Genomic DNA, 25,555 nt, shown 5'->3' on the forward strand with positions numbered 1-25,555 from the left:
GTCGAATGCGGCGAACGTTGTTCGGCGGCTAGAATGTCAGGCGGAATGTGGCGCCGGCGCCACAGGGCACCGGTTCGACCGAGCCGCCGTGAGCGACCATGATCTGGCGCACGATCGACAGGCCGATGCCCGACCCGGACGGCTTGGTCGTGAAGAACGGCACGAAGATCCGCTCCGCCTCGGATGGCGGCAAGCCCGGACCATTGTCCTCGACCGTGATCGCGACCCGGCCGCGCGTGTCGAGGACGGCCGCAAGGGCGACACGCGGCGCATCCCGTCCCGCCACGGCCTCGAACGCGTTCTTGACCAGGTTGATCAGCGCCTGTTCCAGCAGATCGGGATCGACTTCGACCGCGAGGCTTGGCGGCTCGACCGCGAGCACGAATTCGACACCGGCACCGGCCGGCGCCGCCTGCATCAGCGCGCGCACGCGGCCGAACGCCTCGGCCAACCCGACCGAGCGGCGCACCGGCTGGGGCGGCTCGGCAAAACGGCGATAGCCGTCGACGAAACGCATCAGGCCGGCGCTGCGCCGCGCGATCGCCGCCATCGCCTCGGCCAGCTCGTCGAGCGCCGGGTTCGCCGCATCGGGCGCGGTCTCCCGGATCTCGACCACCAGCCCCTCGGCCATGCCGGCGAGCGAGGCGACGGGCGTCAGCGAATTCATCATTTCATGGGCCAGCACGCGGACCAGATCGGACCAAGCGCGCAGCTCGCTCTGGGCCAACTCACCCTCGATGCTGAGCAGCGACGCGATCGCCTGGGCCCGGCCACCTGCCACGGTCTGGGAGGTCGCGACCAGCAGACGGGCGACACCGCCCGGCAACGGCACGTGGACCATGCGCCGGCCCGGCGGGGCTGCGAGCGCCGCGGCGAAATCATGGGACAGCGTTTCGGCCTGGTCGATCCGGTCGAGCGCGACGCCGTCGAAAAAGCGCCGGGCCGCCCGGTTCAACAGGGTGATGCGCCCGTCCTCGGCCAGCGCCAGTAGCGGCACCGGCGCATGCTCGACCTCCGCATTGAGCCGTGCCATCGCCGTCTCGCGGACGGCATTGCGCGCGCCCAGCTTCTCGACCGCGCGGCCCAGCTTGATCCCGAGCGGCCCCAACCGGCGCGGCAGCACCGGCATGAGCTCCCCGGCCGCGATCGCCTCGATCACCCGGGTCAGGTCGCGGCCGACCGCGTCGGCGTGGTGCGCCAGTTCGACCACGGCGCAGACCAGCAGGGTCGCCACGATCACGCCGGTCGCATAGAACGCTGTTTCGGCCAGCAGCAGGCCCAGCAGCGCCGCGAGAGCGACCACGAGGGCAACCCGCAGGCCGAGGCCCAGCGAGTAACGGCTAAAGCCCATGCTTTTCCATCCGGCGATAGAGCGCCGCCCGCGTCAGGCCGAGCGCCGAGGCGGCCCGGCTGATGTTGCCGGTATGGTCGGCGAGCGCGCGCGCAATGGTCCGCCGCTCCAGCGCGTCGAGATCGTAGAGATCGGGGCCCGGTTGCTCGGCGGGGGCGCCGCTCGGCGGGCCGGCACTCACGGGTGCCACCACCGCCGGGAAATCCAGGGGCTCGAACCGGTCGCCGGTGGCGAGAATGGTCGCCCGCTCGATCGCATGCTTCAACTCGCGCACATTGCCGGGCCAGCGATAGGATTCGAGCAGGGCCAGCGCCTCGCCCGACAGCCGCCGGCGGGCGACATTGTATTTGCGCGCATAGATCGCGATGAAATGTTCGGCCAGCGCCGCCGTATCCTCGCGCCGGTCGCGCAGCGGCGGCAGGGTCAGCTCGACCGTATTGACCCGGTAGAGCAGATCCTGGCGGAACACCTGCTCGCGCTGCAGCTCGGCCGTCGGCACGTTGGTCGCCGACACGACGCGGATATCGACCGACACCGGCCTGTCGCCGCCGACCGGCACGACCTCCTGCCGCTCCAGCACGGTCAGCAGCTTGCGCTGCAGGTAGAGCGGCAGGTTGCCGATTTCGTCGAGGAACAGGGTGCCGCCGCTGGCCGCGACGATGCGGCCCGGCCGGTCGTCGCGTGCGTCGGTGAACGCGCCCTTGCGATGGCCGAACAGCTCGCTTTCGAACAGGTTTTCCGAGACCGCGCCCAGGTCGATCGACACGAACGGGCCGTTGGCGCGCGACGACAGGCGGTGGATCTCGCGCGCCACGAGTTCCTTGCCGGTGCCGCTTTCGCCCAGCACCAGCACGTTGGCGTTGGTCGGCGCCGCCCGGCCGATCACCTCGAACACCCGGCGCATCGAGGTGGCACCACCGACGATAGTGGCGCCGTCGATCGCCGGTGAAGCCGACAGGGCCTGATGGCGTAAGCGAAGATCATCGGCCTCGCGCCGCGAGCGGGCGAGGCTGACGCCGGCCATCACCGTCGCGACCAGCCGCTCGTTGGACCAGGGCTTCAGCACGAAGTCGCTGGCGCCGCGCTTCATCGCCTCGACCGCGACGGCGACGGCGCCGAACGCGGTCATCAGCACGACCGAGACGGCGGGATCGGCGGCCTTCAACCGTTCGAGCCAGGCGAAGCCGTCGGCCCCGTCGGTGCGTCCCTGGGTCAGGTTCATGTCGAGCAGGACCACGTCCCACCGCTCGCTCGAAAGACGCTCCGCCAGCCCTTCGGCAGCGCGGGCGATGTCGATGGTGCCGACGCTGCGGCGCAGCAGCAGGCGGGCGGCGGTGAGAATGTCCGGATCGTCGTCGACGACCAGGATCCGCGCATCGGCGAGGCTATTGGGATTGTCCGGCATGTCCGATTTCGTACACCTTCTGTCCGGTTTCGTACAAGTCCGGGATGCTGTCTTATACTCAACATATTGATATCGCTATATTCTGCGTTCTGGCGTGGGCCTTGCTGCTCCCCATCGCATGAAACATGCCGAGACCCCTCTCTCCCCCCTGCGTGTCGCCCCGGGCCCGACGGCCCCGGGCACCGTTCCGGGCATGGACCGCAAGCGTCCGCGCCGGCGCTGGACGCGCAACCGCCTGCTGGGCGTCGCCGCCATTCTGCTGCTGGCCGCGGGCGTCGGCTTCGCGATGGTGAACCAGGGCACGCGCAGCCTGCGGCTCGATCGGCAGAAACTGACGATCGGCACCGTGACCCAGGACGTGTTCCACGATTCGATCCCGGTGCGCGGCGAGGTCCAGGCGCTGGAATCGGTCGTGCTGGACACGACCGAAGCGGGCCGGGTCGAAGAGATCCTGGTCGAGGCCGGCCAGACCGTGACGGAAGGCCAGCCGCTCGTGCGGCTCAGCAATACGAACCTGCAGCTCGAAACCATCGCCCGCGAGACGCAGATCATCGAGCAGATCAACAACCAGCGGAACGTGCAACTCGAGTTCGAACAGGCCAAGACCAACGACGCCAACTCGGTCGCCGGCGCGGAATACAATATCGTCAACCTGTCGCGGCAGATCCGCCGCCAGTCGCCGCTGACTGCCCACGGCTTCACCGCTCAGGAGACGCTCGACAACCTGACCGACCAGCTGGAATACCAGAAGCGGCTGAAGGAGATCGCGATCGACGGCCAGAAGCGCGACGCGACGCTCTATGCCGACGTGTCCGGCCAGGCGAACGAGATCGCGGCCCACCTGGTCGACAACCTGTCGATCGCGAAGAAATTGCTCGACAGCCTCGTCGTGCGGGCGCCGGTCACGGGCCAGTTGACCGCGCTGGACGTCAGGCTGGGCGAGCAGAAGGACCGCGGCCAGCGGCTGGGCCAGATCGACCGGCAGACCGGCTTCAAGGTCGTGGTCCAGGTCGACGAGTTCTATCTCTCGCGGGTCCGCACCGGCCAATCCGTGTCGCTCACCCGCAATGGCCGCAAGATGCCGCTGGTCATTGCCAAGGTGTTCCCGCAAGTGAAGAACGGCCGGTTCGAGGTCTGGCTGAATTTCGCCGGTTCCGCGGGCCCTGGCGACCTGCGGCCGGGCGAGGCGCTGCAAGGCAGCCTGCAGCTGGGCGACGACCAGCCGGCGCTGATCCTGCCGATCGGGCCGTTCATGGAGACGACCGGCGGCGGTTGGGCCTTCGTGCTCGACGCCGACGGCACCACCGCATCGCGCCGCCCGATCAAGACCGGTCGCCGCAACGGCACCCAGATCGAACTGCTGGACGGGTTGAAGCCCGGCGAGAAAGTCATCCTGTCCGACTATGCCGACCTGGACCGGATCGACCAGATCCACATCCAATGACGACGCCCTTTCCGACAAAGGAATACCGGCCCATGCTGAAACTCGCCCAATTGTCGAAGACCTATCTCGCCGACGAGATCGAAACCACGGCGCTCCGCGAGATCTCGCTGGAGATCGGCCGGGGCGAATTCCTCGCCATCATGGGTCCGTCCGGCTGCGGCAAGTCGACCCTGCTCAACATCCTGGGCCTGCTCGACAGCCCGAGCGGCGGCGAATTCTGGTTCCTGGACCAGGAGGTCTCGCGCTGGCCCGAGCGCAAGCTGACCCTGCTGCGGCGCCAGACCATCGGCTTCGTGTTCCAGAGCTTCAACCTGATCGACGACCTGACCGTGGCGGAAAATGTCGAGCTGGCGCTGCTCTACCAGGGCGTGGCACCGGCCGAGCGCAAGCGGCGGGTCGCAGAATCGCTGGAGCGGGTCAACGTCGCCCACCGCGCCAGCCATCGGCCGAAGCAATTGTCCGGCGGCCAGCAGCAGCGCGTCGCCGTCGCCCGCGCCCTGGTCGGCCAGCCGAAGCTGATCCTGGCCGACGAGCCGACCGGCAACCTCGACACGGCGAACGGCGACCAGGTGATGGGCCTGCTGACCGAGGTGGCCGCCGCCGGCACCACGGTCATCATGGTCACCCATTCGCCGTCGCACGCGGCCTATGCCCAGCGCCAGGTCCACATGCTCGACGGCCAGATCGTGGCCGCCACTCTGCTCGCCGCCTGACGCCCGGAAGGATCGCCCCATGCTCGGCAACTACCTGTCGGCGGCCCTCGGCAACCTGCTGCGCAACCGGCTGCATGCCGCGATCAATCTGTTCGGGTTGGCGCTGGGCCTGGCGACGGCGATTCTGATCGGCCTCTATATCCGCGACGAGGTGACGTTCGAGCGGTTCCTGCCGGACTATGGCGACGTCTATCGGGTGCAATCGGTCGATACCGATACCGACGGCAAGCCCTGGATCTTTCCGAGCACGCCGCACGGTCTGGCCGCGACCTTGCGCGAGAGCTTCCCGGAATTCGCCCAAGTGACGCGCATCATGGCCGCCAAATACGGTGTCCGGCACGGCCAGGTCGAGGCGTCGGAGGCGATGCAGGCCGTCGACCCCAATTTCTTCCAGACCCTGGGTTACCCGCTGATCGAGGGCGACCAGGCAACGGCGCTGGCCACCCCGGACTCGATCGCACTGTCGCGGGCCATGGCGCTCAAGTATTTCGGCACCGAGGATTGCCTGGGTCAGACGCTGGAGCTGGACCGCAAGGAGACCGTGCGGGTCGGCGCCGTGTTCGAGGACGTGCCGTCCAACAGCCATCTTTACGGCACTAAGTTTCTGCTTTCCTCGCTGGCGCCGATCAGCACGCTCGCAAAGGCGGACCGGCTGCCGCCGATCCCGGTCGGCGAATATGATACCGACACCGACACCTATGTGCGCCTGCGGCCCGGTACCTCCCCTAGCGCCATCGCCGACCGGCTGTCGGCCTTCGTCGCCCGGCAATATCCGGCCCCGCGGCCCGACGACCGGCCGCGCAGCGGTTTCCTGGCACCGATCGCGTCCATCCATCTGCATGGACGGGAGCTGGGCGACTATACGGCGGCCAGCGACCTCGCGACGGTCTACGCCATCTCGGCGACCGGTATCCTGGTGCTGATCGTGGCCGGCATCAATTTCGTCAACCTGGTGACGGCGCGGGCCACGCGGCGCGCCCTCGAGGTCGGCGTGCGCAAGGCGGCAGGTGCCACGCGGCGCCAGTTGATCGGCCAGTTCATGGGTGAGTCGGTCGCCTATGCGCTCGCGGCGCTGTTGCTGGGCGTGGCCCTGGTCGAGTTGATCCTGCCCAGTTTCAACAGCTTCCTCGACCGCACCATCGTGTTCGCCTATTGGCGCGATCCGATTCTGCTGCTGGGCCTGCCGGCGCTCGCGCTCGGCATCGGGCTGCTCGCGGGATTCTACCCGGCGCTGGTGCTGTCGAGCTTCCGCCCGGCGGCGGTGCTGAAGGGCGCCATCGCCGCCCAGGGCTCGGGCATGCTGCGCCAAGTGCTGGTCGTGCTGCAGTACGCCATCTCGATCACCCTGCTGATCGCCACCTTCGTGATCTATCGCCAGACCAGCTTCGCGACCGAGGACAGCCTGCGGTTCGACAAGGACCTGATCGTCGCCATTTCGCTGGGCGGCATTCCGGGCGCGGTCAGCGCCGACGGCAGCCATTACCAGTTCGACGGCGCGACCGTCGATCGGATGCGCGAGCGGCTCGAAGCCGTGCCGGGCGTGAAGGCGGCGGCGGATTCCTGGGTCGTGCCGGATGCCCGGTCCAGTTCGGCCACGACCTGGCACGTCGTCGATCACCCCACGGCCAAACCGATCATGGCCGGGCGCGTGATGCAGGGCTTCGGCTTCTTCGGGCTCTACGGCATCAGGCCGATCGCCGGCCGCGACTTCGGCCGCGAGCATGGCGACGATGCGACGCCCGAGGATCCCAAGATCGAGGGCACGGCGATCATCAACATGTCCGCCGTCCGCACCTTCGGCTTCGCCTCGCCCGAGGCCGCGATCGGCCACGAACTGGACATGGATCTGGAAGGCAACGACCGGATCCAGGCCCGCCGGATCGTCGGCGTCGTGCCCGATTTCCCGTTGGGCACGATCCGCACCAAGATTCCGCCGAACGTGTTCCTGATCGAACCCGAATGGTCGACCTACCTGAACGTCAAGCTGACCGGCGATCATGTGCCGGAAGCGCTGGCCGCGATCGACCGGATCTGGCGCGAGATGGTGCCGACCCGGCCGATCGAGCGGCAATTCATCGACGACCGGATCGAGCATCTGTACCGCGACGTCACGCGCCAGGGCCAGGTGTTCGCCGGCTTCGCGCTGGTCGCCGTCCTGATCGCCTGCCTGGGCCTGTTCGGCCTCGCCGCCTTCACGGCCGAGCGGCGGACCAAGGAGATCGGTATCCGCAAGGCCATGGGGGCGTCGACCACCGACATCCTGAAGCTGCTGGTCTGGGAATTCGCGAAACCCGTGCTGCTGGCCAACGCCATCGCCTGGCCGCTGGCCTATGGCGTCATGAACCACTGGCTCGACGGCTTCGCCTATCGCATCAGCCTCGACCCCCTGGTCTTCGTCGGCGCCGGCCTGATCGCGCTCGCGATCGCCAGCGGCACGACGCTCTACCATGCCCTGCAAGTCGCCCGCAGCCGGCCGGTCCTGGCCTTGCGCTACGAATAGACGGAAAGCGCCGCCCATGTTCAGCAACTACCTATCCTCGGCCCTCGGCAACCTGCTGCGCAACCGGCTGCATGCCGCGATCAACCTGTTCGGGCTGGCGCTGGGGCTCGCCACGGCGATCCTGATCGGCCTCTATATCCGCGACGAGGTGACGTTCGAACGCTTCCTGCCGGACTATCAGCAGACCTATCGCCTGCATTCGATCGGCTCGGGCGTCAATCGGCAGCCGGAGACCTACCCGCGCACGCCGCACGAAATCGCGGCACCCCTGCGCGACGAATTTCCGGAGGTCGCCGGCACCGTGCGATTGATGAGGATGTCGGTCGGCCTGCGCCATGACGCCTTCGCGGCCAACGAAGACATCATGAGCGTCGACCCGAATTTCTTCTCGGTGCTCGGCTACAGGCTGCTGCGCGGCGATCCGGCGACGGCGCTCGCCCGGCCGGACGCGCTGGTGCTGACCCGGGCGATGGCGCTCAAATATTTCGGCACCGTGGAGTGCGTCGGCAAGGCGTTGGAGATCGACCAGAAGGAGACCGTCCGCGTCACCGGCGTGATGGACGATCTGCCGTCGAACACGCATCTCTACGGCTTGCAATTCCTGCTATCCGGCCTGGCGCCGTTCAGCGAGCTCTATCTCGCCGACCATCGGCCGCCGCCCGGACCCGGCAGCTTCAACAACGACGTCGCGACCTATGTCCGCCTGAAGCCCGGCGCCTCGGCCGCGGCCGTCGATGCGCGACTGCCAGACTTCATGGCACGAATGCTGCCGACGACCGATCCGGAAGACGCCATCCGCTCGGCTATCCTGGTGCCGATCGACGCCATCCATCTGCATGGCAAGGAATATGGCGACTATTCCACCAACAGCGACCTGCCGACGATCTACGCGATCACGGCGACCGGCGTGCTGGTGCTGCTGGTCGCCGGCATCAACTTCGTCAACCTGGTCACGGCACGCGCGACGCGGCGCGCGGTCGAGGTCGGTGTGCGCAAGGCGGCGGGTGCGACCCAGCGGCAGCTGATCGCGCAATTCATGGGCGAGTCCGTGGCCTATGGCCTGGTGGCATTGATCCTGGCCGTGGCGCTGGTCGAGCTCGTGCTGCCCAGCTTCAACGGCTTCCTCGACCGGACGATCGGCTTCGCCTATTGGCGCGAACCCGCCCTTCTGGCGATCCTCGTGGGGTCGGCGGTGCTGATCGGGCTTGCCGCCGGCATCTATCCGGCGCTGGTGCTGTCGAGCTTCCGGCCAGCCGTGGTGCTGAAGGGTGCCGCCTCCGCCCAGGGCGCAGGCACGCTGCGCCAGGTGCTGGTCGTGCTGCAATATGCCATCTCGATCACCCTGCTGATCGCGACCGCCGTCATCCGGCACCAGACTGAATTCGCGACCTCCGGCTCCCTGCATTTCGACAAGGATCTGATCGTCGCCGTCGAACTGGGCGGCGTTCCCAGCACGCGCGGCACCTATGGCCGCAAGATCTACGACCCCGCGACGGTAGACCTGATGGCCCGGCGGATCGAGGCCGTGCCCGGGGTGAAGGTCGTCGGCGGATCCTGGGTCATTCCCGATGCCCGCGGTAGCACCACGACCGATTGGACGCCGCTCGACCAGCCGAACGGCAAGCCGCTGCTGATCGGACGGGTCATGCTCGATTTCGGCTTCTTCGAATCCTACGGGATCCAGCCGGTCGCCGGCCGCCTGTTCGGCCGCGACTACGGCATCGACAAGGTGCCGGTCGTGCCGAAAGAGGAGGGCTCGGCGATCCTGAATGAGTCGGCGGTCCGCGCCTTCGGGTTCGCCTCGCCCCAGGCGGCGCTGGGCCACGAGATCAAGTCCGACATGGACGACAGCGACGCATCCCAGCCGCGCCGCATCGTCGGCGTCGTCCCGGATTTCCCGCTGAACTCGATCCGCACGCGCATCCTGCCGACCGTCTATCTGGTCGCGCCGGACTGGTCGAGCTATCTCAACGTCAAGCTGACCGGCGAGAACGTGCCGGCAGCACTCGCCGCGATCGACCGCATCTGGCAGGAAATGGTGCCGAGCCGGCCGATCCAGCGGCAATTCATCGACGCCCGGGTCGAGCGGCTCTACCGCGACGTCACGCGCCAGGGCCAGGTGTTCACCGGCTTCGCGCTCGTCGCCGTCCTGATCGCCTGCCTGGGCTTGTTCGGCCTCGCCGCCTTCACGGCGGAGCGGCGCACCAAGGAGATCGGCATCCGCAAAGCCATGGGCGCCTCGACCGGCGATATCCTGAAACTGCTGCTGTGGGAGTTCGCCAAACCCGTGCTGCTGGCCAACGCAATCGCCTGGCCGGTCGCCTATGTCGCCATGAGCCGCTGGCTCGACGGCTTCGCCTACCGCATCGACCTTGACCCGCTGGTCTTCCTGGGCGCGGGCGTCGTGGCCCTGGTCATCGCCAGCGCCACGACGCTCTATCACGCCCTGCAAGTCGCCCGCAGCCGGCCGGTCCTGGCCTTGCGCTACGAGTAATCAGTCGCCGTTCGGTACCATGCGGCCCAGCGGCCGACCGCCGAAGATGTGGAAATGGAGATGCGGCACCTCCTGGTGCCCATCCCGGCCGATGTTCGACAGGACCCGGTAACCCGGCGCCGCGAGGCCGGCCTCGCGTGCGATCTGCCCCGTGGCGCGCACGAAAGCGGCGATCTCCTCGGCCGAGGCCTTGGTCGAGAAATCGTCGAACGAGACGTAGGCGCCCTTCGGGATCACCAGGATATGGGTCGGCGTCTGCGGGTTGATGTCGTGGAAGGCCAGGACGTGATCGTCCTCGAACACCTTCTTGCAGGGGATCTCGCCGCGCAGGATGCGGGCGAAGATGTTCGTCGGATCATAGGACAAGGCTGCATCCTCTCGCTCTTCAGATCGATCCGCTGGCGGGCTCAGGCCGGCTTGCGCGATGCCTTCTCGGCGATGCCGCTGATCCCGTCGCGCCGCGCCAGTTCGGCCCAGACCTCGTTCGGCGTGATGCCGGCCTCGGCCCAACACACCATCAGGTGGTAGAGCAGGTCGGCGCTCTCGCCGATCAGTGCCGGCTTGTCGCCGCGCATCAGTTCGATCACCGCCTCGACCGCTTCTTCGCCCAGCTTCTGGGCGATCTTGGGCCGGCCGCGCTGAAACAGCTTGGCGGTGTAGGACACCGTCGGATCGCCCCCGCGTGACGCCTCGATCTTGGCGAACAGCCGGTCGAGCGGGCTGCTCATCGCACCGGAATTCCGGCCTCGGCCAACCGCGCCTTGGCTTCGGCGATGGTGTGGGTGCCGAAATGGAAGATCGAGGCGGCAAGCACCGCCGTCGCATGACCCTCGCGGATGCCGTCGACCAGATCGTCGAGCGAGCCGACGCCGCCGGAGGCGATGACCGGCACGGTGATGGCATCGGCGACCGCGCGGGTGAGATCCAGGTCGAAGCCGGATTTCGTACCGTCCCGGTCCATCGAGGTCAGCAGGATCTCGCCGGCGCCGTAATCGGCCATGCGCCGCGCCCAGTCAATGGCGTCGAGCCCCGTCTCGCGCCGGCCGCCGTGGGTGAAGATGCCCCATCGGCCGGGACCGGTCGCCTTGGCGTCGACCGCGACGACGATGCATTGGGAACCGAACTTCTCCGCCGCCTCGCGCACGAACTCGGGCCGGGCGACCGCGGCCGTGTTGATCGACACCTTGTCGGCGCCCGCCAACAATAACTTGCGGATATCCTCGACCTTGCGCACGCCGCCGCCGACGGTCAACGGCATGAAGCATTGCTCGGCGGTCCTGCGCACCACGTCATAGAGCGTGTCGCGCTCCTCGGCGCTGGCCGCAATGTCGAGGAAACACAGCTCGTCGGCACCGGCCGCATCGTAGATCCGCGCCTGCTCGACCGGATCGCCGGCATCGCGCAGGCCCACGAAATTGACGCCCTTGACCACGCGCCCGTCCTTGACGTCGAGGCAGGGGATGACCCGCATCTTGAGCATCAGACCGGCTCCGTCAGCAACCGAAGCGCCGCGGATGGGTCGAGCCGGCCGTCATAGAGCGCCCGGCCGCAGATGACGCCCTCGACCCCGGTCTTCTCGACTTCCTTCAGGCTCTTCAGATCGGCGAGCGAGGCGACGCCGCCCGATGCGATGACAGGCGTGGTCAGCGCGAAGGCAAGATCGGCCGTCGCCTCGATATTGACGCCGCCGAGCGCTCCGTCGCGATCGATGTCGGTGTAGACGATCGCCGCCACACCGGCATCCTCGAAGCGCAGCGCCAGATCGAGCGCGCGCACTTCCGAGGTCCGGGCCCAGCCTTCGACCGCGACCATGCCGTCGCGTGCGTCGATGCCGACCACGATCCGGTCGGGGTGTCGCTTGCACGCCTCGCGCACCAGTTCCGGATCGGTCAGCGCCACGGTGCCGAGAATGACCCGCTTCACGCCGCGATCGAGCCAGAACTCGATGGTGGACAGGTCGCGGATGCCGCCGCCGAGCTGGACGGGCAACGCCACCGCGGCCAGGATCGCCTCGACCGCGTCGCCATTGACCGGACGGCCGGCGAAGGCGCCGTTGAGATCGACCAAGTGCAGCCATTCGAACCCGGCATCGGCGAATTGCCGTGCCTGGTCGGCCGGTGCCGCCGCGAACACCGTCGCGGCCGCCATGTCGCCGCGCAACAGCCGCACGCAACGGCCATCCTTCAAATCGATCGCCGGGTAGAGGATCACGGCGCGTCTCCAGGGTTCGTGAGCGCGGCTTCGTTGTCGGCTTCGGCCGCGGGGTCCAGGAACTTGTGATAGTAGAAGCCGCGGATCATACGCCCTTCCACCTTGGCATAGTGGGGATGGATGCCCCAGCGCGTGTAGCCCAATCCTTCGTAGAGCTGGATTGCGGCGATCTGGGTCTCGCGGATGTCGAGATTGATCATGCCGACCGCATTGTCGCGCGCCGCCTGTTCGACCGCGAGAGTGACGAGCTTGGCCAGGCCATGGCCGCGGGCCCAGGGGGCGACGAAATGGTGCATGAGCTGGGCCGAGAAGGCCTGGGCCTCGTTGTTGCGTGTCGGACGGACCAGCTGGGCGGAGGCCGCGATCGTGCCGTCGAGCCGACCGACGAACAAATGCCGCTCCGGGACCAGCAGCACACCCTTCCAATAGGATTCGAAGACATGGCGCGGCGGCGGCTTGACCCAGCCGAACCCGCCGCCGGCCTCGATCGCCGAATCCGCGGCGTCGCTGAGATCGCTGAGGTCGGTCCGCTCGAAACGGGTCAGGCGCTCGACCGAGATCGTCGGCGTGTGGGCCTTGGCGACGCCCATTACGGCCGCCACTGCAGGAAATTGCCGATCAATTTCAACCCTACCGCCTGGCTCTTTTCCGGGTGAAACTGGGTCCCGACCATGTTGTCGCGCCCGACGACGGCGGCAACCGGACCGTTGTACTCGACCGTGGCCAGGATTTCCGCCGGATCGGAAGCCGCGAACTTGAAGCTATGGACGAAATAGATATGGTCGCCGGTCGCGACGCCGTTCAGCACCGGATGCGCCATGCGGACCTCGATGTCGTTCCAGCCCATGTGCGGGATCTTCAGCCCCGGCGCCGGCGGGATCGTCACCACGTCGCCCTTGAGCCAGCCGAGGCCCGTGCTGGTCTCGAACTCGAGGCCCCGCTCGGCCATCAGCTGCATGCCGACGCAGATGCCTATGAACGGCACCGCATCGCGGATCACCCGCTGCTGCAGCGCCTCGACCAGGCCGTCGACCCCGTCGAGCCCGCGCCGGCAGTCGGCGAAGGCGCCGACGCCGGGCAGCACGATCCGATCGGCATGCTTCAGGGCCGCGGCCTGGTTCGCGACCTCGATTGCCATGTCCAGGCCGGCCTCGATGGCGGCGCGTTCGAAGGCCTTGGCGGCCGAGCGCAGATTGCCCGAGCCGTAATCGATGATGACGCAACGTTGCATGGGACGGTGCCTGACTTAGAGCGTGCCGCCGAGCGTACCCTTGGTCGAGGGAACGGCTTCGGCCTGGCGCGGATCGATCTCGATGGCGCCGCGCAGCGCGCGGGCGAGGGCCTTGAAGCAGCTCTCGACGATATGGTGGTTGTTCTCGCCGTAGAGGTTTTCGACGTGGAGCGTCACGCCGGCGGCCTGGGCGAAGGCCTGGAACCATTCCTTGAACAGTTCGGTGTCCATGTCGCCCAGTTTGTCGCGGGTGAAATCCACCTTCCAGATCAGGTAGGGCCGGTTCGACAGGTCGATCGCGACCCGGGTCAAGGTTTCGTCCATCGGGATCAGCGCGTCGGCATAGCGCCGGATGCCGCGCCGGTCGCCCAGCGCCTGGTTCACCGCCTGGCCGATCGCGATGCCGCTATCCTCGGTCGTGTGGTGGAAATCGATGTGCAGGTCGCCTTCGACCGTGAGCTCGAGGTCGATCAGGCTGTGGCGCGACAGCTGTTCCAGCATATGGTCGAGAAAGCCGACCCCGGTCGAAACCTGGTAATGGCCGGTCCCGTCCAGGCGCACCGTCGCCTTGATCCGGGTTTCCTTGGTATTCCGCTCGACCGTCGCTTCGCGCACCGGGCCGCACTCCTTCGAAAAGGCCTTGCCGTTCCGGGTTTCTAGCAAGTTCCCGGTTCCTGCGGAAGACCACTCCCGTCGGGTCTGCCCAGCAGCGATCGCCGCGAGGACAGAAGCGTCCAAAATTTGTGTGTTCTTTATTTGTTCTTTTCTGATTTTTGCGATACGGTTGCCGCCACCATCTGAGGTAGCGATACCGAATGACAGATCTCCTTAAAAACATCCATAGGCTCCACTCGCGCAGCCACGCCCACGCAGGCCTCGTCGTCGATGAGGACGGCGTGGCGTTCGGTCCGGGCTGCACGCTCGTGCGCCGGCTGCCAGACGGCACCTATCGAGCCCTCGACGACGACGAGCTCGCGTTCATTCCGCACATGGCAAAGGCGGGGATCGACGCCCGGCGGCTTTCGCGCATCGCCGAGGCGCTCGAGGGCGGCAATATGATGCGGGCGCAGTTGCTGGGCCTGCAGTTGCCGCTGGCCGCACAAGCGCCGCCCGACGCGAGCTTGTCGAAGAGCGGCTTCGATGAGAAGGAGCCACGGAAGCCCGATGGCGAATGGACCATCGGCAGCGTGCTCTCGACCATGGCGGAAGGCATGGGTCTCGCGGAAACCGCAGCCGAGGGATCGGTCGCCGCCGCTGCCCGGGCAGCCCTCGCGGGCGTTGCGCGTGCTGCCACTGGAGTGGCCGGCGTGGCTGCCGGCCTCGTCTATCCGACGGCCGAGTGGAACACGTTCCAGGGCACCCTGCCTGATCGCCCCGACGTCGATTATCGTTACGACGAAGGTGAGCTGGCCCTCTACAAGACCCTGCCGAACGGCAGCAGGACACAGCTCTATCGCGGTCGGGCCGATCGAGATCAGTTGTACCGGAACGCGGCCGGGGACATCGTCGGCATCGATCTGGGTCGCGGCTTCCAGGTCGACATCGACCGGATCGAGGCGCCGGCCGGCAGCGTCGCGCAGGTAAAGGCACGGTCGATCAGCACGACCGATGATCCCCAGGTCTGTCCCGACCCGGGCCCGGACGTTCCGCACAGTGCGAGCCCCCGGGCTCTCGCCTATCAATGGCAGATCACGAACCTTCCACCGATGCTGGCCGTCGCCCTCAACGGGCAGATCTACGATGGCTGCAACGAGTTCACTGGCCACATGCTCGAGGCGAAAGGCCCAGGCTACGAGCGGCTGATGCGCTATAAGTTCATCTGGGACAGAATTCAGAAAACCTTCGACAACCTGGCGCGACGGCAGTCCGATGCCGCAGGCGGAAGACGAGTCGAATGGCACTTCGCCGAAGAAAAAGTGGCCGACGAGGTTCGCAAGCACTTCAGCGAGATCGGCCTCGACAATATCGATGTCGTCTACACACCCGCAATCATCGTCATCACACCCATCCGTGACTAGCGAGGAACCATGACTCTTGCATCGTCGCCAGGGAGCGACCGGATCGTCGTCGCCTGGCCGGGACGGTCCGAAGACGCCGCCACCTCGGCTGCCCGCATGGTGCGGGCGATCGGGAATTTCGGCCGCTGCGACCCCCGCCTCGATCGATGGCGGGAAATCGGCTTTACCCAACGCGAGGCAAGCGTGCCGTTCTCGACCCTGCCGCCGCAGCTGGGGCCGATGGTCCGCCGGTTCGAGGCGGCGCGTTGTCGCGACGCAAAGGGGCATCCGCTTTCCGCTCCTGTCTTCCAGGTGAACGCGCGAAACACGGCGTTCGGATCGCCGCTCGAACTGTCGGCATCGGTCGGCAATCCGGGCGACCCGCGGGCCGCCCTGCCGAATCGGCTCGACCTGCTCGTGCCTCGCTCGACCCAGGGCGACTCCGATGCGACATCCTTGCTGAAGCCGACCCTGCTCGCCCTGATCGACGCCTGGGCACCAGTCGTCGGGCGGATCGATCCACCCGGCCTGGCAGGGCTGCGCACCGGGCGCGATCGACCGCGTGTCGAGGTAGGCTGGATCACCTATCTGGCGTCGCCGCTCGCGCGGCTCATCGCACCGCCGGCCGGCGCGACGGTCGAGCCGGTCACTGGCGGGGGGGTGTTGCTCAGCCTGGGCGAGCATCCGTTCGACATGGAAGACGAAGCGGCACTCGCCCTATGGCGATCTGTGCAGGACAGCCTGGCGGTGCTGGAGGCAACGACGTGGCCGCCGGAAGACGATGCTGCAACCTCCAACCGGGAGACCGACCGATGACGAGCCTGATCCCGAACCTGACGCTTGCCCCCATCCTGCTCGATGTCGCCTGGCCGGCACGGCGGGAAGATGCCGATGCGATTGCCCAACGGGTCGCCCGCATGTTCGAGAACCTTTCACGCTGCGACGCGCGCGTGCGGCGCTGGTATGAGGTGGGTTCGACGCCGGCCGAGGCCGCGGTGCCGCTGCCGCTGGCTCCGTCCAGCCTCGCCCGCCGTCTTGCGGGGAGCCGTCTGCCCCCGACCGAGGAAGAGCCGGAGGCGGATCAGGGCTTCGATCTCGTGGCCTGGAACGGCGAACAGGAAGCGGCCCATGCCAGCCTCGTCATCCAGGCCGGTTCGGATCGAAGCGGTCTCGAATGGGGCAACGACATGACGAACCATGTCGGCATCTGCTTCGAGCCGGCCGAGCCCGCCAATGCCGCCCTGCTGACTGCCGAGGTGCTGAAGTCGGTGCTGCTCGCGCTGATCGATGCCTGGGAGCCCATGACCGGCAATGTCCGGCCGCTGAAGCTTATCGACAGTTGGGCGGGCGATCCGCCCATGATCGAGCAACTGCGCTGCCACGGCGGCTGGATAACCTATGTGGCGGCTCCGGAATGCGACGAGATCGCGCCGCCGCCCGGAGCCATCGTCGAACAGACCCCGGACGGCGGGTTGCTGATGCTGGCGACGCCGAACACCGTCGATGCCGCCGATCCGGCACAGCTCGAAGCGGCCCTTGCGATCCATCTGGCGCTCGAACCGCTGTGGCAGCCCATGGACCTGCCGGACTTCTGAGGCAAGGCGGCAGGCGCTTGACCTGCCGCCTTGCCTCGCCCACATGGGAAACCTTCGGTGCCGGCGCTCAACGGGAGGCCGGCCAAGGTGAAGTGGAATTTCCATGTCTGAACGTGACGCCACTTGGCACGGCACGACGATCCTGTGCGTGCGCAAGGGCGACAAGGTCGTGCTGGCCGGCGACGGCCAGGTCTCGATGGGCCAGACCATCGTCAAATCCAATGCCCGCAAGGTCCGTCGCCTTGGCGACGGTTCGGTCATCGCCGGCTTTGCGGGTGCTACGGCCGATGCCATGACCCTGTTCGAGCGGCTGGAGGCGAAGCTCGAGCAGTACCAGGGCCAATTGACCCGCGCTGCGGTCGAGCTGGCCAAGGACTGGCGCACCGACCGTTATCTGCGCCGCCTGGAAGCGATGATGGCGGTGGCCGACAAGTCGGCGTCCCTGATCCTGAGCGGCACCGGCGACGTGCTGGAGCCCGAGGACGGCCTGATCGGCATTGGCTCCGGCGGTTCGTTCGCCCTGTCGGCCGCCCGCGCGCTGATCGACATCGACGGCATCGACGCCGAGGCGGTCGCGCGCAAGTCCATGGCAATCGCCGCCGGGATCTGCGTCTACACCAACACCAAAATCACTCTCGAAAGCCTGTCGATATGACCGCCGCCTTCAGTCCCCGGGAAATCGTCTCGGAACTCGACCGCTATATCATCGGTCAGAACGATGCCAAGCGCGCAGTCGCGATCGCGCTTCGGAACCGCTGGCGCCGCCAGCAGCTGCCGGAAAACCTGCGCGAGGAAGTTCTGCCCAAGAACATCCTGATGATCGGCCCGACCGGTGTCGGCAAGACCGAGATCGCGCGCCGCCTGGCCAAGCTGGCCCAGGCGCCGTTCATCAAGGTCGAGGCGACCAAGTTCACCGAGGTGGGCTATGTCGGGCGCGACGTGGAGCAGATCGTGCGCGACCTGGTCGAGGCGTCGATCGGCCTGACCCGCGAGCGGCTGCGCAAGGAGGTGGTGGCCAAGGCCGACGTTGCGGCCGAGGAACGGGTGCTGGATGCGCTGGTCGGCCCGACCGCCGGCGCCGACACTCGCTCCAAGTTCCGCAAGATGCTGCGCGAGGGCCAGCTCGACGACAAGGAGATCGAGGTCCAGGTCGCCGACAATTCGGGCCAGACCTTCGAGATCCCGGGCATGCCCGGGGCCCAGATGGGCATGATCAACCTGGGCGAGATGCTGGGCAAGATGGGCGCCCCGCGGACCAAGCCGCGCAAGATGACCGTCGCCGAAAGCCACAAAGTGCTGATCGCCGAGGAAAGCGACAAGCTGCTGGACGGTGAAGCGGTGACCCGCGAGGCGATCCTGGCGGTCGAACAGAACGGCATCGTGTTCCTGGACGAGATCGACAAGATCTGCGCCCGCTCGGAGCGGGGCGGCGCCGACGTCAGCCGCGAAGGCGTGCAGCGCGACCTGCTGCCGCTGATCGAGGGCACGACGGTCGCGACCAAGCACGGCCCGGTCAAGACCGACCATATCCTGTTCATCGCGTCGGGCGCCTTTCAAGTCGCAAAGCCGTCGGACCTGCTGCCGGAGCTGCAGGGCCGCCTGCCGATCCGGGTCGAGCTGAAGCCGCTCAGCCAGGACGATTTCCGCCGCATCCTGACCGAGACCGAGGCGAGCCTGATCAAGCAATATGTCGCTCTGCTGGCGACCGAGGGCGTCACGCTCGGCTTCGAGCCGGACTCGATCGACGAGCTGGCCCGGCTCGCGGTCGAGATCAACACCACGATCGAAAACATCGGCGCGCGCCGGCTGCATACGGTGCTGGAGCGGCTGTTGGAGGAGATCAGCTTCGAGGCGACCGACATGCCGCCGGACAGCGTGGTGACGATCGACCGCGCCTATGTGCGGACCCATGTGGCGGAACTGGCCAAGAACGCCGACTTGTCGAAGTTCATCCTGTAGGGCTTCAAACCTCAAGATCGTGGTGGCCGGGCTCGACCCGGCCACCACGATCTTGAGGAATTTCCCCCGCCAGGATCGACCATTGCGCCGAATTCCACCAGCGGCCGCAGGCGAACAGGTGGTCGCGCAGCACGCCTTCCCGGGTCATCCCGAGCCTGGCCATGACCCGTTCGGACGCGTCATTGCCGATCTCGCAGCGGGCGATCAGTCGGTGCAGCCGCAGATCGACGAAGCCAAAGCGGATGAGCGCCCGGCCGATCTCGGTCGCAATGCCGCGTCCCTGGTCCGGGCCGGCGACGGCCCAGCCGATTTCGCCCTGGCCGTTCGCTGCATCGAGGATCTTGAAGATCCCCTCGCCGATCAACCGGCCGGACGATCGTTCGATCGCGGCCAGGAAGAATCGATCGCGCGGCGGCATGGCCTGGCGCAGCAACACGCGATCGACCAGCGCCTGGACCTCGGCCCGGTCCATCGGGTCGAGCGGCAAATGGCGGACATAGGCCGGATCGGCCATGTAGTCATGGAAGCCATCGACGTCTTCGGCGACGACGTCGCGCAGGGTCAATCGGTCGGTCTCGATCCGGATCGGGGTTATTTCTTCATCCCCGGCACCCATTTGCGCACCTTGGGCGCGGCCGTGATCTGCTGATTGGGGCCGTTCTTCGCGAAGGCGGAGATGAATTCCTCGAAACGCCGGCGGATCTCCGCCCGCTGTTCCTTGGTCATCTGGTTGATCGTCAAGTTGGACAGGTCCGCCTGGCGCAGGTCATCGCCCATGACGTCGTGCCTCCTCAAGAGCTTTCGTTCGGGCAAAACGATACGGCGCAGCCATTAACAATCGGTTAGCCATGCTCACGCGCGCCGGCGGCGCGGGGCCGTCGCCTTGACGGTATCCAGCAGCCGCGCGAGCGTCGGGTCATCCAGGTCGCCGATCCGATCGGCCAGCAGGTTGGCAAATTCGGTCGCGAGCGGGCTCATGCCGCCGGTATCGAGCGTCACCTTGGGGCGCGAGCGCTTCGCCAGCGCCTGCAGCTCGTCCGCATCGTCCCAGATGATGCCGAAATAGCCGCAGATCTGCCGCACCAGGCCGGGGGTCGGGCGGGCGCGCTTGCCATGTTCCAGCGCCGAGAGATAGGCCGCGGACAGTCCCAGGTCGGCCGCCATCCGCGTCAGGGTCAGATGGCGCTCTTCGCGCAGGGCGCGCAGACGGGCGCCGAACGGCGTCATTCGCGGTGCCGCCGGATCAGCACATAGAGCGCACCCGACCCGCCATCGCGTGGCTGGGCCGCGGTGAAGGCCAGCACCCGCGCCCGGTTCGGCGCCTCGTTCAACCAGCGCGGCGTCTGCGTTTTCAGGATCCCGGGTTCGGGATCCCACAGGCCGGCCTCGCGGGCGCGAGGCTTCAATCCCTTGCCGGTGATGATCAGCACGGCGCGCAGGCCGCGGTCATGGGCGTGGGTGATGAAGCGGTCGAGCGCGTGCCGCGCCTGGTCCTGGGTCATGCCGTGCAGATCGAGCCGCCCCTCGATCGGCAATTGCCCGCGCTTCAGCCGTTCCGACGTGCGCCGATCCAGGCCCGGCGTGCGGGCATAGGTCAGGGTGGGCAGTTCCAGCGGCGTCGGCAGCGGCCGCCGGCGCGGGACGGGCTCGTGTTTCGGCGCGGGCGCCGGCTTTTCCGCGACGGGCTCGACCGCGACCGGCTTCGGTTCGGGCGGCAGGGCGTGGCCCGGCAAGGGCTCGACGTCGCGCATGGCATGGCGCCATAGCGCACGATCCACGCCGTTCATGGCGCGGGGGCGTCGGGCAGCCACCGGGGCGCCTCAGGCCGTCTTGGCGTCCGGTCCTTCGACCAGGACGATGTGGAGGCGGCGGGGACCGTGGGCGCCGAGCTGGATGCGTTGCTCGATATCGCCGGTGCGCGACGGGCCGGTGATGAAATTGACCGTGCGCGGCATGGCGTTGCCGACCTGCTCGCCCCGCAGCCTGGCCCAGGCGGTCTCGTAGGGACCCACGACCTGGTCGGCGCGCAGCACGACGACATGGGTGTCCGGCATCAGGTTAAGCGTGGTCGGCCGGTCGGCACCCGAGGTCAGCATCAAGGTGCCGGTCTCGGCGATGGCGGCGAACGCGCCGGTCACGCTCACCTGGTCCAGATCCTCGGCACGGCCACGCCGGATGCGCAGCAGAGGCCGCTCGACCCAGGGATAGGCATCGAGCGCCGGGTCGGGCGCCATGGTGATCTCGGCCGGCAGGTTGTGGTTCGCCAGATAGTCGGCGACCGCGCCCGGCACGGCGGCCGCGTCGGAAACGCGGGTCACCGTCGTCTGCACTTCCTCGGCCATCTGCACGAACAGGTCCCGCAGGCCCGCGGCATCGAGCGCGGTCGTCCGCGCGGGGATCAGGCCCGGCGCGTGGTGTGCCAGCCGGTTGGCCGGCACCGTCGCCGCCGACTCGCCCAGAGGGCCGCGCTTCAGCGACTTGCGGATGCCGTCGAGGATCTGGCTGCGCGCATCCATCATGCGGCCTCCCGCTGGCGGGCTTTCCATTGTTCCATGAAGCTCTTGCCTTCCGGAGCCGGCAGGTCGCGCCCGCCGGTCCAGCCGCCGGCCAACGGCAGGCTGGTGAAGCGCCCGCTATCGCGCCCCAGCCAGCCCAGCAGCCTGGCCGCAAGATTGGCGCCGAACCGATAGAGCGCCGGCCGCCGGGCGAAGAACGCCCACAGCTTCAGGCCGGCACGGAACGGCGCTGGCGACAGGTTCTGCTCGAACTCGCGTTCGCGCCAATGGCGCATCATCTTGGGCAGCGGAATGCGCATCGGGCAGACGCTCTCGCATTTGCCGCAGAAGGTCGAGGCGTTGGGCAGGTTGCCCGCCTCCTCGACGCCGATCAGGCTGGGCGTCAGGACCGAGCCCATCGGACCCGGATAGACCCAGCCGTAGGCATGGCCGCCGACCGACTGGTAGACCGGGCAATGGTTGAGGCAAGCCGAGCAGCGGATGCAGCGCAGCATGTCCTGGAACTCGGTGCCCAGCATGGCGCTGCGGCCATTGTCGAGCAGGACGACGTGGAACTCGCCCGGCCCGTCCAGGTCGTCCGGCCGGCGCGGCCCGGTCGAGAAGGTCGTATAGGTCGAGAACTCCTGCCCCGTAGCCGAGCGGGCCAGCAGGCGCAGGATGCTGGTCGCGTCTTCCAGCGTCGGCACGACCTTTTCCAGGCTGGCCAGCACCACATGGATCTTAGGCAGGGTCTGGGTCAGATCGCCGTTGCCCTCGTTCGTCACGATGACGGTCGAGCCGGTCTCGGCGATGAGGAAATTGGCGCCCGTGATGCCGACGTCGGCCTCGAGGAAGCGCTGGCGCAGCACCGAACGGGCTTCGTCGGTCAACTCGCGCGGCTCGCTCAGCGACCGGCCTTCCGGCAGGTCGGTATGGGTCGCGCGGAACGCCGCCTCGACCTGTTCCTTCACCAGATGGATGGCAGGCGCGATGATGTGGCTGGGCGCTTCGTGGCGCAGCTGGATGATGTATTCGCCGAGATCGGTCTCGACCGGGACCAGGCCCTGGGATTCGAGGAAATCGTTGAGCGCGATCTCTTCGGAGATCATCGACTTGCCCTTGGTCACCGTCTTGGCATCGACCGAGCGGCAGATGCCGAGGATGATCTGGCGGGCCTCTTCCGGCGTGCGTGCCCAATGCACCTTGCCGCCGGCGCCCGTCACGTTGCGCTCGAACGTCTCCAGATAGAAATCCAGGTTTTCCAGGACGTGGTTCTTGATGTCCCGGCCCTGGTCGCGCAGCGCCTCGAACTCGGGCAGCCGGTCGATCGCGGCCAGGCGCTTGGCCGGGAAGCCGCTCTTCATGTTGCCGAGCGCGCGCTGGAGCGTCTCGTCGTCGAGCGCCTCGCGGACGTTCGCCTTGAAGGCATGGCTGGTTGGCTGCATCGGGCTTCTCCTACCGCGGGCCGCAGATGGGTGCGGCCTCGTCGGTCAGGCCGGCCAGCACCTCGGCGACATGGCGCACGGCAACTTGTCGCCCATCGCGGCTCAGCTTGCCGGCCATGTTCATCAGGCAGCCCATGTCGCCGGCGAGCAGCGTGTCGGCGCCGGTCGCGACGATGTCGGCCGCCTTGTCCCCGACCATGCGGTTCGAAATGTCGGGATATTTGATGCAAAAGGTGCCGCCGAAACCACAGCAGACCTCGGCGCCCGGCAGCTCTTTAAGGCTGAGGCCCTCGACCGATCTTAACAGAGTGCGCGGCTGCTGCTTCACGCCCAGTTCGCGCAGGCCGGAACAGGAATCATGGTAGGTCGCCACGCCGCTGTAGGCAGCCGAAACGCCGGTCACGCCCAGCACGTCGACCAGGAAGGAAATGAGTTCGTGGGTGCGGTTGCCCAGGTGCTGGGCGCGCAGGAACATCTCCGGCTCGTCCTCGAACAGGCGGGCATAATGCTCGTGGATCATGCCGGCACAGGAGCCGGACGGCGCCACGACATAATCATAGCCTTCGAAGGCCTCGATCACGGCGCGGGCGATGTCCTTGGTGTCGGCCTTGTCGCCGGAATTATAGGCCGGCTGGCCGCAACAGGTCTGCGTCGGCGGCACCTCGACCAGGCAACCGGCATCTTCGAGCAGCTTGACGGCGGCGAAGCCGACGGTAGGTCGAAACAGATCGACCAGGCAGGTGACGAACAACGCGACCCGTGGCTTCGACGGCGCCATCTGGACAAACCCCGGCGGTTAAAACCGGCCTGTACCCTGTGTCAGCACCGAGACAATTGCAATTGCGGATATGCTCCGACTTATGTCCTGGGACCCTGCCGTGCGGCGGCGCCGGTCGGCAGCAGCAGCCAGGACGAGCCCTTGCCCTTCATCAGGCCGGCATGGTTCGCGGCATCGGGCCCATAGCCGAAGAACAGGTCGGCGCGGACCGGCCCGCGGATGGCGCCGCCCACGTCCTGCGCCACGAACAGGCGCTGCAGGCGGCCCGACGGATCGACCGGATCGCTGGTATCGATCCACAGCGGCAGGCCCAGGGGCACGAAGCCGCGATCGACCGCGGCGCTGCGGCCCGGCGTCAGCGCCACGCCCTGGGCGCCCATCGGTCCGTCGCCCTTCAGTTCGCGGAAAAAGATGTAGGACGGGTTCTTGTCCATCAGCGCCACGCCGTCCGGCCCGTGATCGGCGATCCAGCGTCGCAGGAACGGCATGGTGATCTGGTCGGCCGGCACACCCTGGCCGGCCAGCACGCGCCCGATCGTCACGTAGGGCTGGCCGTTCTCGCCGTCGTAGCCGACGCGCAGCGCCGTGCCGTCGGGCAGGATGACCCGGCCGGAGCCCTGGACCGCGAGGAAGAACGCGTCGACCGCATCGTCGACCCAGGCGAGTTCCAGCCCGCGACCGGCCAGCGCGCCCGCCTCGATTTCGGCCCGGGTCGCATAGGGCACCAGCTTGCCGTTCGCCACCTTGCCGGCGATGCGCTCGCCCTTGAGCGAGGGGCGGAACTGGCCGAGGTCGACCGAGACGAGATCGGTCGGCCGGCGATAGAGCGGTACGGTGAAGCGATCGCCGCGGGTCAGCGAACCGCGCAGCTCGGCCTCGTAATATCCGGTGAACAGCCCCTCGGTCTGATCGTTGTCGGCTGCGCGGAACGGCACGAAATCGCGCTCGAACAACGCCCGGGCGGCTGCATGGTCGCCCGGTGCCACCTGGGCTGCGTCGGCACAGGGCGCGCGCCAGTCGCCGACCTGGCCCGCGATGCCGACGGCCTGATCGTCCGGTCCTTTGAGCAGGACAGCACAGGATTTCAACAGGGCGGGCAGGGCGGCCGAGGGATCGTCGCGGCTCCAGCCCGGCAGGTCGCCGAACGCGGCGCGTGTCAGCACCAGCTTGTCGGCCGGAGGTTTCGAGGCGGTACAGGCCGCCAGGGCGCCGGCGACCAGCCCTGCGGCCAGAAAACGCCGCCAGGTCACTCGTGCGGGCCGGTCGAAACCAGAATCCAGTTCGGGTCGGATGCCCGGACATTGCGCGAGAAGGTCCAGAAATCGGTGTGCTCGACCGCGCGATCCGCGTCGCCGTCGACGATCTTGCCGTCGGCGGTGCGCGTGGCCGAGATCTGGCTCGACACGAACTTGATCGTGACCGACGCGGTCCGGCCCTCTAGCTTGGCTTCGACCGGCTCCGGATCGCGCATGGTGACGACCCGGGTCTCGACGGTTTCCTTGGTGGCCAGGCGATGGCGGATCGCCTCGGCGAAGACGTCGTAGACCTCGTCGCTCAGCAATGGCCGCAACGTCGCGGTGTCGCCGTCGGCGTAGGATTTGACGATCAGGTCGAACGCATGGCGGGCGCCGTCGATGAAGCCGTCGATACGGAAATGCGGATCGGCGGCCGTGATCTGGGCCAGACCCGCTTCGAGTGGGTTCGACGGACGGGCCGGTGCGACCGGGCGCGACCGGTCGGGCAGGGCCACGACATTGTCGGTCGCAGCGGTGCGCGGGGCCACGCTGCCGCCGATCGGGCGGGGCGGCTCGGCCGGCGTGCGCTCGTTGCCGGTCCGGCGACCCAGCACGCTCCACAGGCGGAATACGAGAAAGGCCGCGACCATGGCGAATAAAATGATATCGATGACCTGATCGCCCATGGAAGCATCCCGGAAG

The 25,555-nt window shown here is 67.7% G+C and carries 27 protein-coding genes; 9 read left to right on the forward strand and 18 right to left on the reverse strand.

The genetic code is table 11. From position 1 onward, the window contains the following. Window positions 1-28: 28 nt before the first annotated feature. Together VGV37_RS20060 and VGV37_RS20065 are read right to left on the reverse strand one after the other, a co-directional pair. The gene (locus VGV37_RS20060) at window positions 29-1,351 is read right to left on the reverse strand and encodes a sensor histidine kinase (RefSeq protein WP_326881525.1); all 1,323 of its coding nucleotides are present in this window, start codon (window positions 1,349-1,351) and stop codon (window positions 29-31) included. Further along, a complete protein-coding gene (locus tag VGV37_RS20065) occupies window positions 1,341-2,756 on the reverse strand; it encodes a sigma-54 dependent transcriptional regulator (protein WP_326881526.1) in 1,416 nt (471 codons plus the stop codon). The genes VGV37_RS20060 and VGV37_RS20065 overlap by 11 nt, the downstream gene beginning before the upstream one ends. A gap of 193 nt (window positions 2,757-2,949) precedes the next feature. Between VGV37_RS20065 and VGV37_RS20070 the strand changes: the two genes are divergently transcribed. From VGV37_RS20070 to VGV37_RS20085, 4 genes are read left to right on the forward strand one after another with little or no spacing between them, the layout of a single operon-like run. Beyond that, window positions 2,950-4,200 carry an efflux RND transporter periplasmic adaptor subunit gene (locus VGV37_RS20070; RefSeq protein ID WP_326881527.1) on the forward strand — a complete coding sequence of 417 codons (1,251 nt, stop codon included), beginning with the start codon at window positions 2,950-2,952 and terminating at the stop codon, window positions 4,198-4,200. Between the two features lie 32 nt (window positions 4,201-4,232). Continuing rightward, on the forward strand, window positions 4,233-4,913 hold the full coding sequence (locus VGV37_RS20075) for an ABC transporter ATP-binding protein (RefSeq protein ID WP_326881528.1): 681 nt from the start codon (window positions 4,233-4,235) through the stop codon (window positions 4,911-4,913). 19 nt (window positions 4,914-4,932) lie between these two features. Next, window positions 4,933-7,413 carry an ABC transporter permease gene (locus tag VGV37_RS20080; protein WP_326881529.1) on the forward strand — a complete coding sequence of 827 codons (2,481 nt, stop codon included), beginning with the start codon at window positions 4,933-4,935 and terminating at the stop codon, window positions 7,411-7,413. A 16-nt stretch (window positions 7,414-7,429) separates the two neighbouring features. Beyond that, window positions 7,430-9,907 carry an FtsX-like permease family protein gene (locus tag VGV37_RS20085; protein WP_326881530.1) on the forward strand — a complete coding sequence of 826 codons (2,478 nt, stop codon included), beginning with the start codon at window positions 7,430-7,432 and terminating at the stop codon, window positions 9,905-9,907. On the opposite strand, the gene VGV37_RS20090 is transcribed toward VGV37_RS20085, so the two are convergent. Genes VGV37_RS20090 through hisB form a run of 7 tightly spaced genes read right to left on the reverse strand, consistent with a single transcriptional unit; the run spans window position 9,908 to window position 13,964 of the window. After that, on the reverse strand, window positions 9,908-10,273 hold the full coding sequence (locus VGV37_RS20090; protein ID WP_326881531.1) for a histidine triad nucleotide-binding protein: 366 nt from the start codon (window positions 10,271-10,273) through the stop codon (window positions 9,908-9,910). It lies immediately after the preceding gene. A gap of 41 nt (window positions 10,274-10,314) precedes the next feature. Then, window positions 10,315-10,635 (reverse strand): phosphoribosyl-ATP diphosphatase, encoded by a 321-nt coding sequence (locus tag VGV37_RS20095; protein ID WP_326881532.1) that lies wholly within the window; start codon window positions 10,633-10,635, stop codon window positions 10,315-10,317. Continuing rightward, window positions 10,632-11,387 carry an imidazole glycerol phosphate synthase subunit HisF gene (gene hisF / locus VGV37_RS20100; RefSeq protein WP_326881533.1) on the reverse strand — a complete coding sequence of 252 codons (756 nt, stop codon included), beginning with the start codon at window positions 11,385-11,387 and terminating at the stop codon, window positions 10,632-10,634. Before hisF ends, VGV37_RS20095 begins: the two co-directional genes overlap by 4 nt. After that, the gene (gene hisA, locus VGV37_RS20105; RefSeq protein WP_326881534.1) at window positions 11,387-12,118 is read right to left on the reverse strand and encodes a 1-(5-phosphoribosyl)-5-[(5-phosphoribosylamino)methylideneamino]imidazole-4-carboxamide isomerase; all 732 of its coding nucleotides are present in this window, start codon (window positions 12,116-12,118) and stop codon (window positions 11,387-11,389) included. Before hisA ends, hisF begins: the two co-directional genes overlap by 1 nt. Beyond that, window positions 12,115-12,708, reverse strand: a complete 594-nt coding sequence (locus VGV37_RS20110; RefSeq protein WP_326881535.1) for a GNAT family N-acetyltransferase — start codon at window positions 12,706-12,708, stop codon at window positions 12,115-12,117. Before VGV37_RS20110 ends, hisA begins: the two co-directional genes overlap by 4 nt. Next, entirely contained in the window at window positions 12,708-13,349 is a 642-nt protein-coding gene (gene hisH / locus VGV37_RS20115) for an imidazole glycerol phosphate synthase subunit HisH (RefSeq protein WP_326881536.1), read from the reverse strand. Before hisH ends, VGV37_RS20110 begins: the two co-directional genes overlap by 1 nt. 15 nt (window positions 13,350-13,364) lie before the next feature. Continuing rightward, window positions 13,365-13,964: an imidazoleglycerol-phosphate dehydratase HisB gene (gene hisB / locus VGV37_RS20120; RefSeq protein ID WP_326881537.1), complete on the reverse strand. Its 600-nt coding sequence runs from the start codon at window positions 13,962-13,964 to the stop codon at window positions 13,365-13,367. A gap of 200 nt (window positions 13,965-14,164) precedes the next feature. Here hisB and VGV37_RS20125 point away from each other — a divergent pair, with 200 nt between their 5' ends. From VGV37_RS20125 to hslU, 5 genes are all read left to right on the forward strand, one after another. Further along, complete coding sequence (locus tag VGV37_RS20125) at window positions 14,165-15,367, forward strand: Tox-REase-5 domain-containing protein (RefSeq protein ID WP_326881538.1); 1,203 nt, start codon at window positions 14,165-14,167, stop codon at window positions 15,365-15,367. A 9-nt stretch (window positions 15,368-15,376) separates the two neighbouring features. Then, window positions 15,377-16,162 carry an Imm52 family immunity protein gene (locus VGV37_RS20130; RefSeq protein WP_326881539.1) on the forward strand — a complete coding sequence of 262 codons (786 nt, stop codon included), beginning with the start codon at window positions 15,377-15,379 and terminating at the stop codon, window positions 16,160-16,162. After that, a complete protein-coding gene (locus VGV37_RS20135; protein WP_326881540.1) occupies window positions 16,159-16,941 on the forward strand; it encodes an Imm52 family immunity protein in 783 nt (260 codons plus the stop codon). Before VGV37_RS20130 ends, VGV37_RS20135 begins: the two co-directional genes overlap by 4 nt. Window positions 16,942-17,044: 103 nt before the next feature. Beyond that, window positions 17,045-17,596 (forward strand): ATP-dependent protease subunit HslV, encoded by a 552-nt coding sequence (gene hslV / locus VGV37_RS20140; RefSeq protein ID WP_326881541.1) that lies wholly within the window; start codon window positions 17,045-17,047, stop codon window positions 17,594-17,596. Beyond that, window positions 17,593-18,900 (forward strand): ATP-dependent protease ATPase subunit HslU, encoded by a 1,308-nt coding sequence (hslU, locus tag VGV37_RS20145; RefSeq protein WP_326881542.1) that lies wholly within the window; start codon window positions 17,593-17,595, stop codon window positions 18,898-18,900. The genes hslV and hslU overlap by 4 nt, the downstream gene beginning before the upstream one ends. A gap of 4 nt (window positions 18,901-18,904) precedes the next feature. On the opposite strand, the gene VGV37_RS20150 is transcribed toward hslU, so the two are convergent. The 9 genes from VGV37_RS20150 to VGV37_RS20190 form a co-directional block, all read right to left on the reverse strand. Beyond that, on the reverse strand, window positions 18,905-19,516 hold the full coding sequence (locus VGV37_RS20150) for a GNAT family protein (protein ID WP_326881543.1): 612 nt from the start codon (window positions 19,514-19,516) through the stop codon (window positions 18,905-18,907). Next, window positions 19,492-19,677, reverse strand: coding sequence for a hypothetical protein (locus VGV37_RS20155; protein WP_326881544.1), 186 nt, complete (start codon window positions 19,675-19,677; stop codon window positions 19,492-19,494). Before VGV37_RS20155 ends, VGV37_RS20150 begins: the two co-directional genes overlap by 25 nt. A gap of 75 nt (window positions 19,678-19,752) precedes the next feature. Then, window positions 19,753-20,127 (reverse strand): helix-turn-helix transcriptional regulator, encoded by a 375-nt coding sequence (locus VGV37_RS20160; RefSeq protein ID WP_326881545.1) that lies wholly within the window; start codon window positions 20,125-20,127, stop codon window positions 19,753-19,755. Next, entirely contained in the window at window positions 20,124-20,711 is a 588-nt protein-coding gene (locus VGV37_RS20165; RefSeq protein ID WP_326881546.1) for a Smr/MutS family protein, read from the reverse strand. The genes VGV37_RS20160 and VGV37_RS20165 overlap by 4 nt, the downstream gene beginning before the upstream one ends. Before the next feature lie 9 nt (window positions 20,712-20,720). Then, entirely contained in the window at window positions 20,721-21,419 is a 699-nt protein-coding gene (locus VGV37_RS20170) for a lactate utilization protein (protein ID WP_326881547.1), read from the reverse strand. Continuing rightward, complete coding sequence (locus tag VGV37_RS20175) at window positions 21,416-22,840, reverse strand: LutB/LldF family L-lactate oxidation iron-sulfur protein (protein WP_326881548.1); 1,425 nt, start codon at window positions 22,838-22,840, stop codon at window positions 21,416-21,418. Before VGV37_RS20175 ends, VGV37_RS20170 begins: the two co-directional genes overlap by 4 nt. A 10-nt stretch (window positions 22,841-22,850) precedes the next feature. Further along, window positions 22,851-23,618 (reverse strand): (Fe-S)-binding protein, encoded by a 768-nt coding sequence (locus VGV37_RS20180; RefSeq protein ID WP_326881549.1) that lies wholly within the window; start codon window positions 23,616-23,618, stop codon window positions 22,851-22,853. Window positions 23,619-23,698: 80 nt separating this feature from the next. Next, window positions 23,699-24,868, reverse strand: coding sequence for a murein transglycosylase A (locus VGV37_RS20185; protein ID WP_326881550.1), 1,170 nt, complete (start codon window positions 24,866-24,868; stop codon window positions 23,699-23,701). Beyond that, window positions 24,865-25,539, reverse strand: coding sequence for a Tim44/TimA family putative adaptor protein (locus tag VGV37_RS20190; protein WP_326881551.1), 675 nt, complete (start codon window positions 25,537-25,539; stop codon window positions 24,865-24,867). Before VGV37_RS20190 ends, VGV37_RS20185 begins: the two co-directional genes overlap by 4 nt. Between the last annotated feature and the right edge of the window lie 16 nt (window positions 25,540-25,555).

This window comes from Aliidongia sp. (assembly GCF_035943795.1).
Lineage (GTDB): Bacteria > Pseudomonadota > Alphaproteobacteria > ATCC43930 > CGMCC-115725 > Aliidongia.

Coding starts and splice junctions, on each gene's coding strand:
- VGV37_RS20080 (WP_326881529.1), top strand. CDS start 4,933: ATGCTCGGCAACTACCTGTCGGCGGCCCTCGGCAACCTGCTGCGCAAC.
- hslU (WP_326881542.1), top strand. CDS start 17,593: ATGACCGCCGCCTTCAGTCCCCGGGAAATCGTCTCGGAACTCGACCGC.
- VGV37_RS20180 (WP_326881549.1), bottom strand. CDS start 23,618: ATGGCGCCGTCGAAGCCACGGGTCGCGTTGTTCGTCACCTGCCTGGTC.
- VGV37_RS20130 (WP_326881539.1), top strand. CDS start 15,377: ATGACTCTTGCATCGTCGCCAGGGAGCGACCGGATCGTCGTCGCCTGG.
- VGV37_RS20060 (WP_326881525.1), bottom strand. CDS start 1,351: ATGGGCTTTAGCCGTTACTCGCTGGGCCTCGGCCTGCGGGTTGCCCTC.
- VGV37_RS20070 (WP_326881527.1), top strand. CDS start 2,950: ATGGACCGCAAGCGTCCGCGCCGGCGCTGGACGCGCAACCGCCTGCTG.
- VGV37_RS20150 (WP_326881543.1), bottom strand. CDS start 19,516: ATGGGTGCCGGGGATGAAGAAATAACCCCGATCCGGATCGAGACCGAC.
- VGV37_RS20075 (WP_326881528.1), top strand. CDS start 4,233: ATGCTGAAACTCGCCCAATTGTCGAAGACCTATCTCGCCGACGAGATC.
- VGV37_RS20085 (WP_326881530.1), top strand. CDS start 7,430: ATGTTCAGCAACTACCTATCCTCGGCCCTCGGCAACCTGCTGCGCAAC.
- hisF (WP_326881533.1), bottom strand. CDS start 11,387: ATGCTCAAGATGCGGGTCATCCCCTGCCTCGACGTCAAGGACGGGCGC.
- VGV37_RS20170 (WP_326881547.1), bottom strand. CDS start 21,419: ATGATGGATGCGCGCAGCCAGATCCTCGACGGCATCCGCAAGTCGCTG.
- VGV37_RS20155 (WP_326881544.1), bottom strand. CDS start 19,677: ATGGGCGATGACCTGCGCCAGGCGGACCTGTCCAACTTGACGATCAAC.
- VGV37_RS20110 (WP_326881535.1), bottom strand. CDS start 12,708: ATGGGCGTCGCCAAGGCCCACACGCCGACGATCTCGGTCGAGCGCCTG.
- VGV37_RS20135 (WP_326881540.1), top strand. CDS start 16,159: ATGACGAGCCTGATCCCGAACCTGACGCTTGCCCCCATCCTGCTCGAT.
- hisH (WP_326881536.1), bottom strand. CDS start 13,349: ATGCAACGTTGCGTCATCATCGATTACGGCTCGGGCAATCTGCGCTCG.
- VGV37_RS20095 (WP_326881532.1), bottom strand. CDS start 10,635: ATGAGCAGCCCGCTCGACCGGCTGTTCGCCAAGATCGAGGCGTCACGC.
- VGV37_RS20190 (WP_326881551.1), bottom strand. CDS start 25,539: ATGGGCGATCAGGTCATCGATATCATTTTATTCGCCATGGTCGCGGCC.
- hslV (WP_326881541.1), top strand. CDS start 17,045: ATGTCTGAACGTGACGCCACTTGGCACGGCACGACGATCCTGTGCGTG.
- VGV37_RS20125 (WP_326881538.1), top strand. CDS start 14,165: ATGACAGATCTCCTTAAAAACATCCATAGGCTCCACTCGCGCAGCCAC.
- VGV37_RS20175 (WP_326881548.1), bottom strand. CDS start 22,840: ATGCAGCCAACCAGCCATGCCTTCAAGGCGAACGTCCGCGAGGCGCTC.
- VGV37_RS20160 (WP_326881545.1), bottom strand. CDS start 20,127: ATGACGCCGTTCGGCGCCCGTCTGCGCGCCCTGCGCGAAGAGCGCCAT.
- VGV37_RS20065 (WP_326881526.1), bottom strand. CDS start 2,756: ATGCCGGACAATCCCAATAGCCTCGCCGATGCGCGGATCCTGGTCGTC.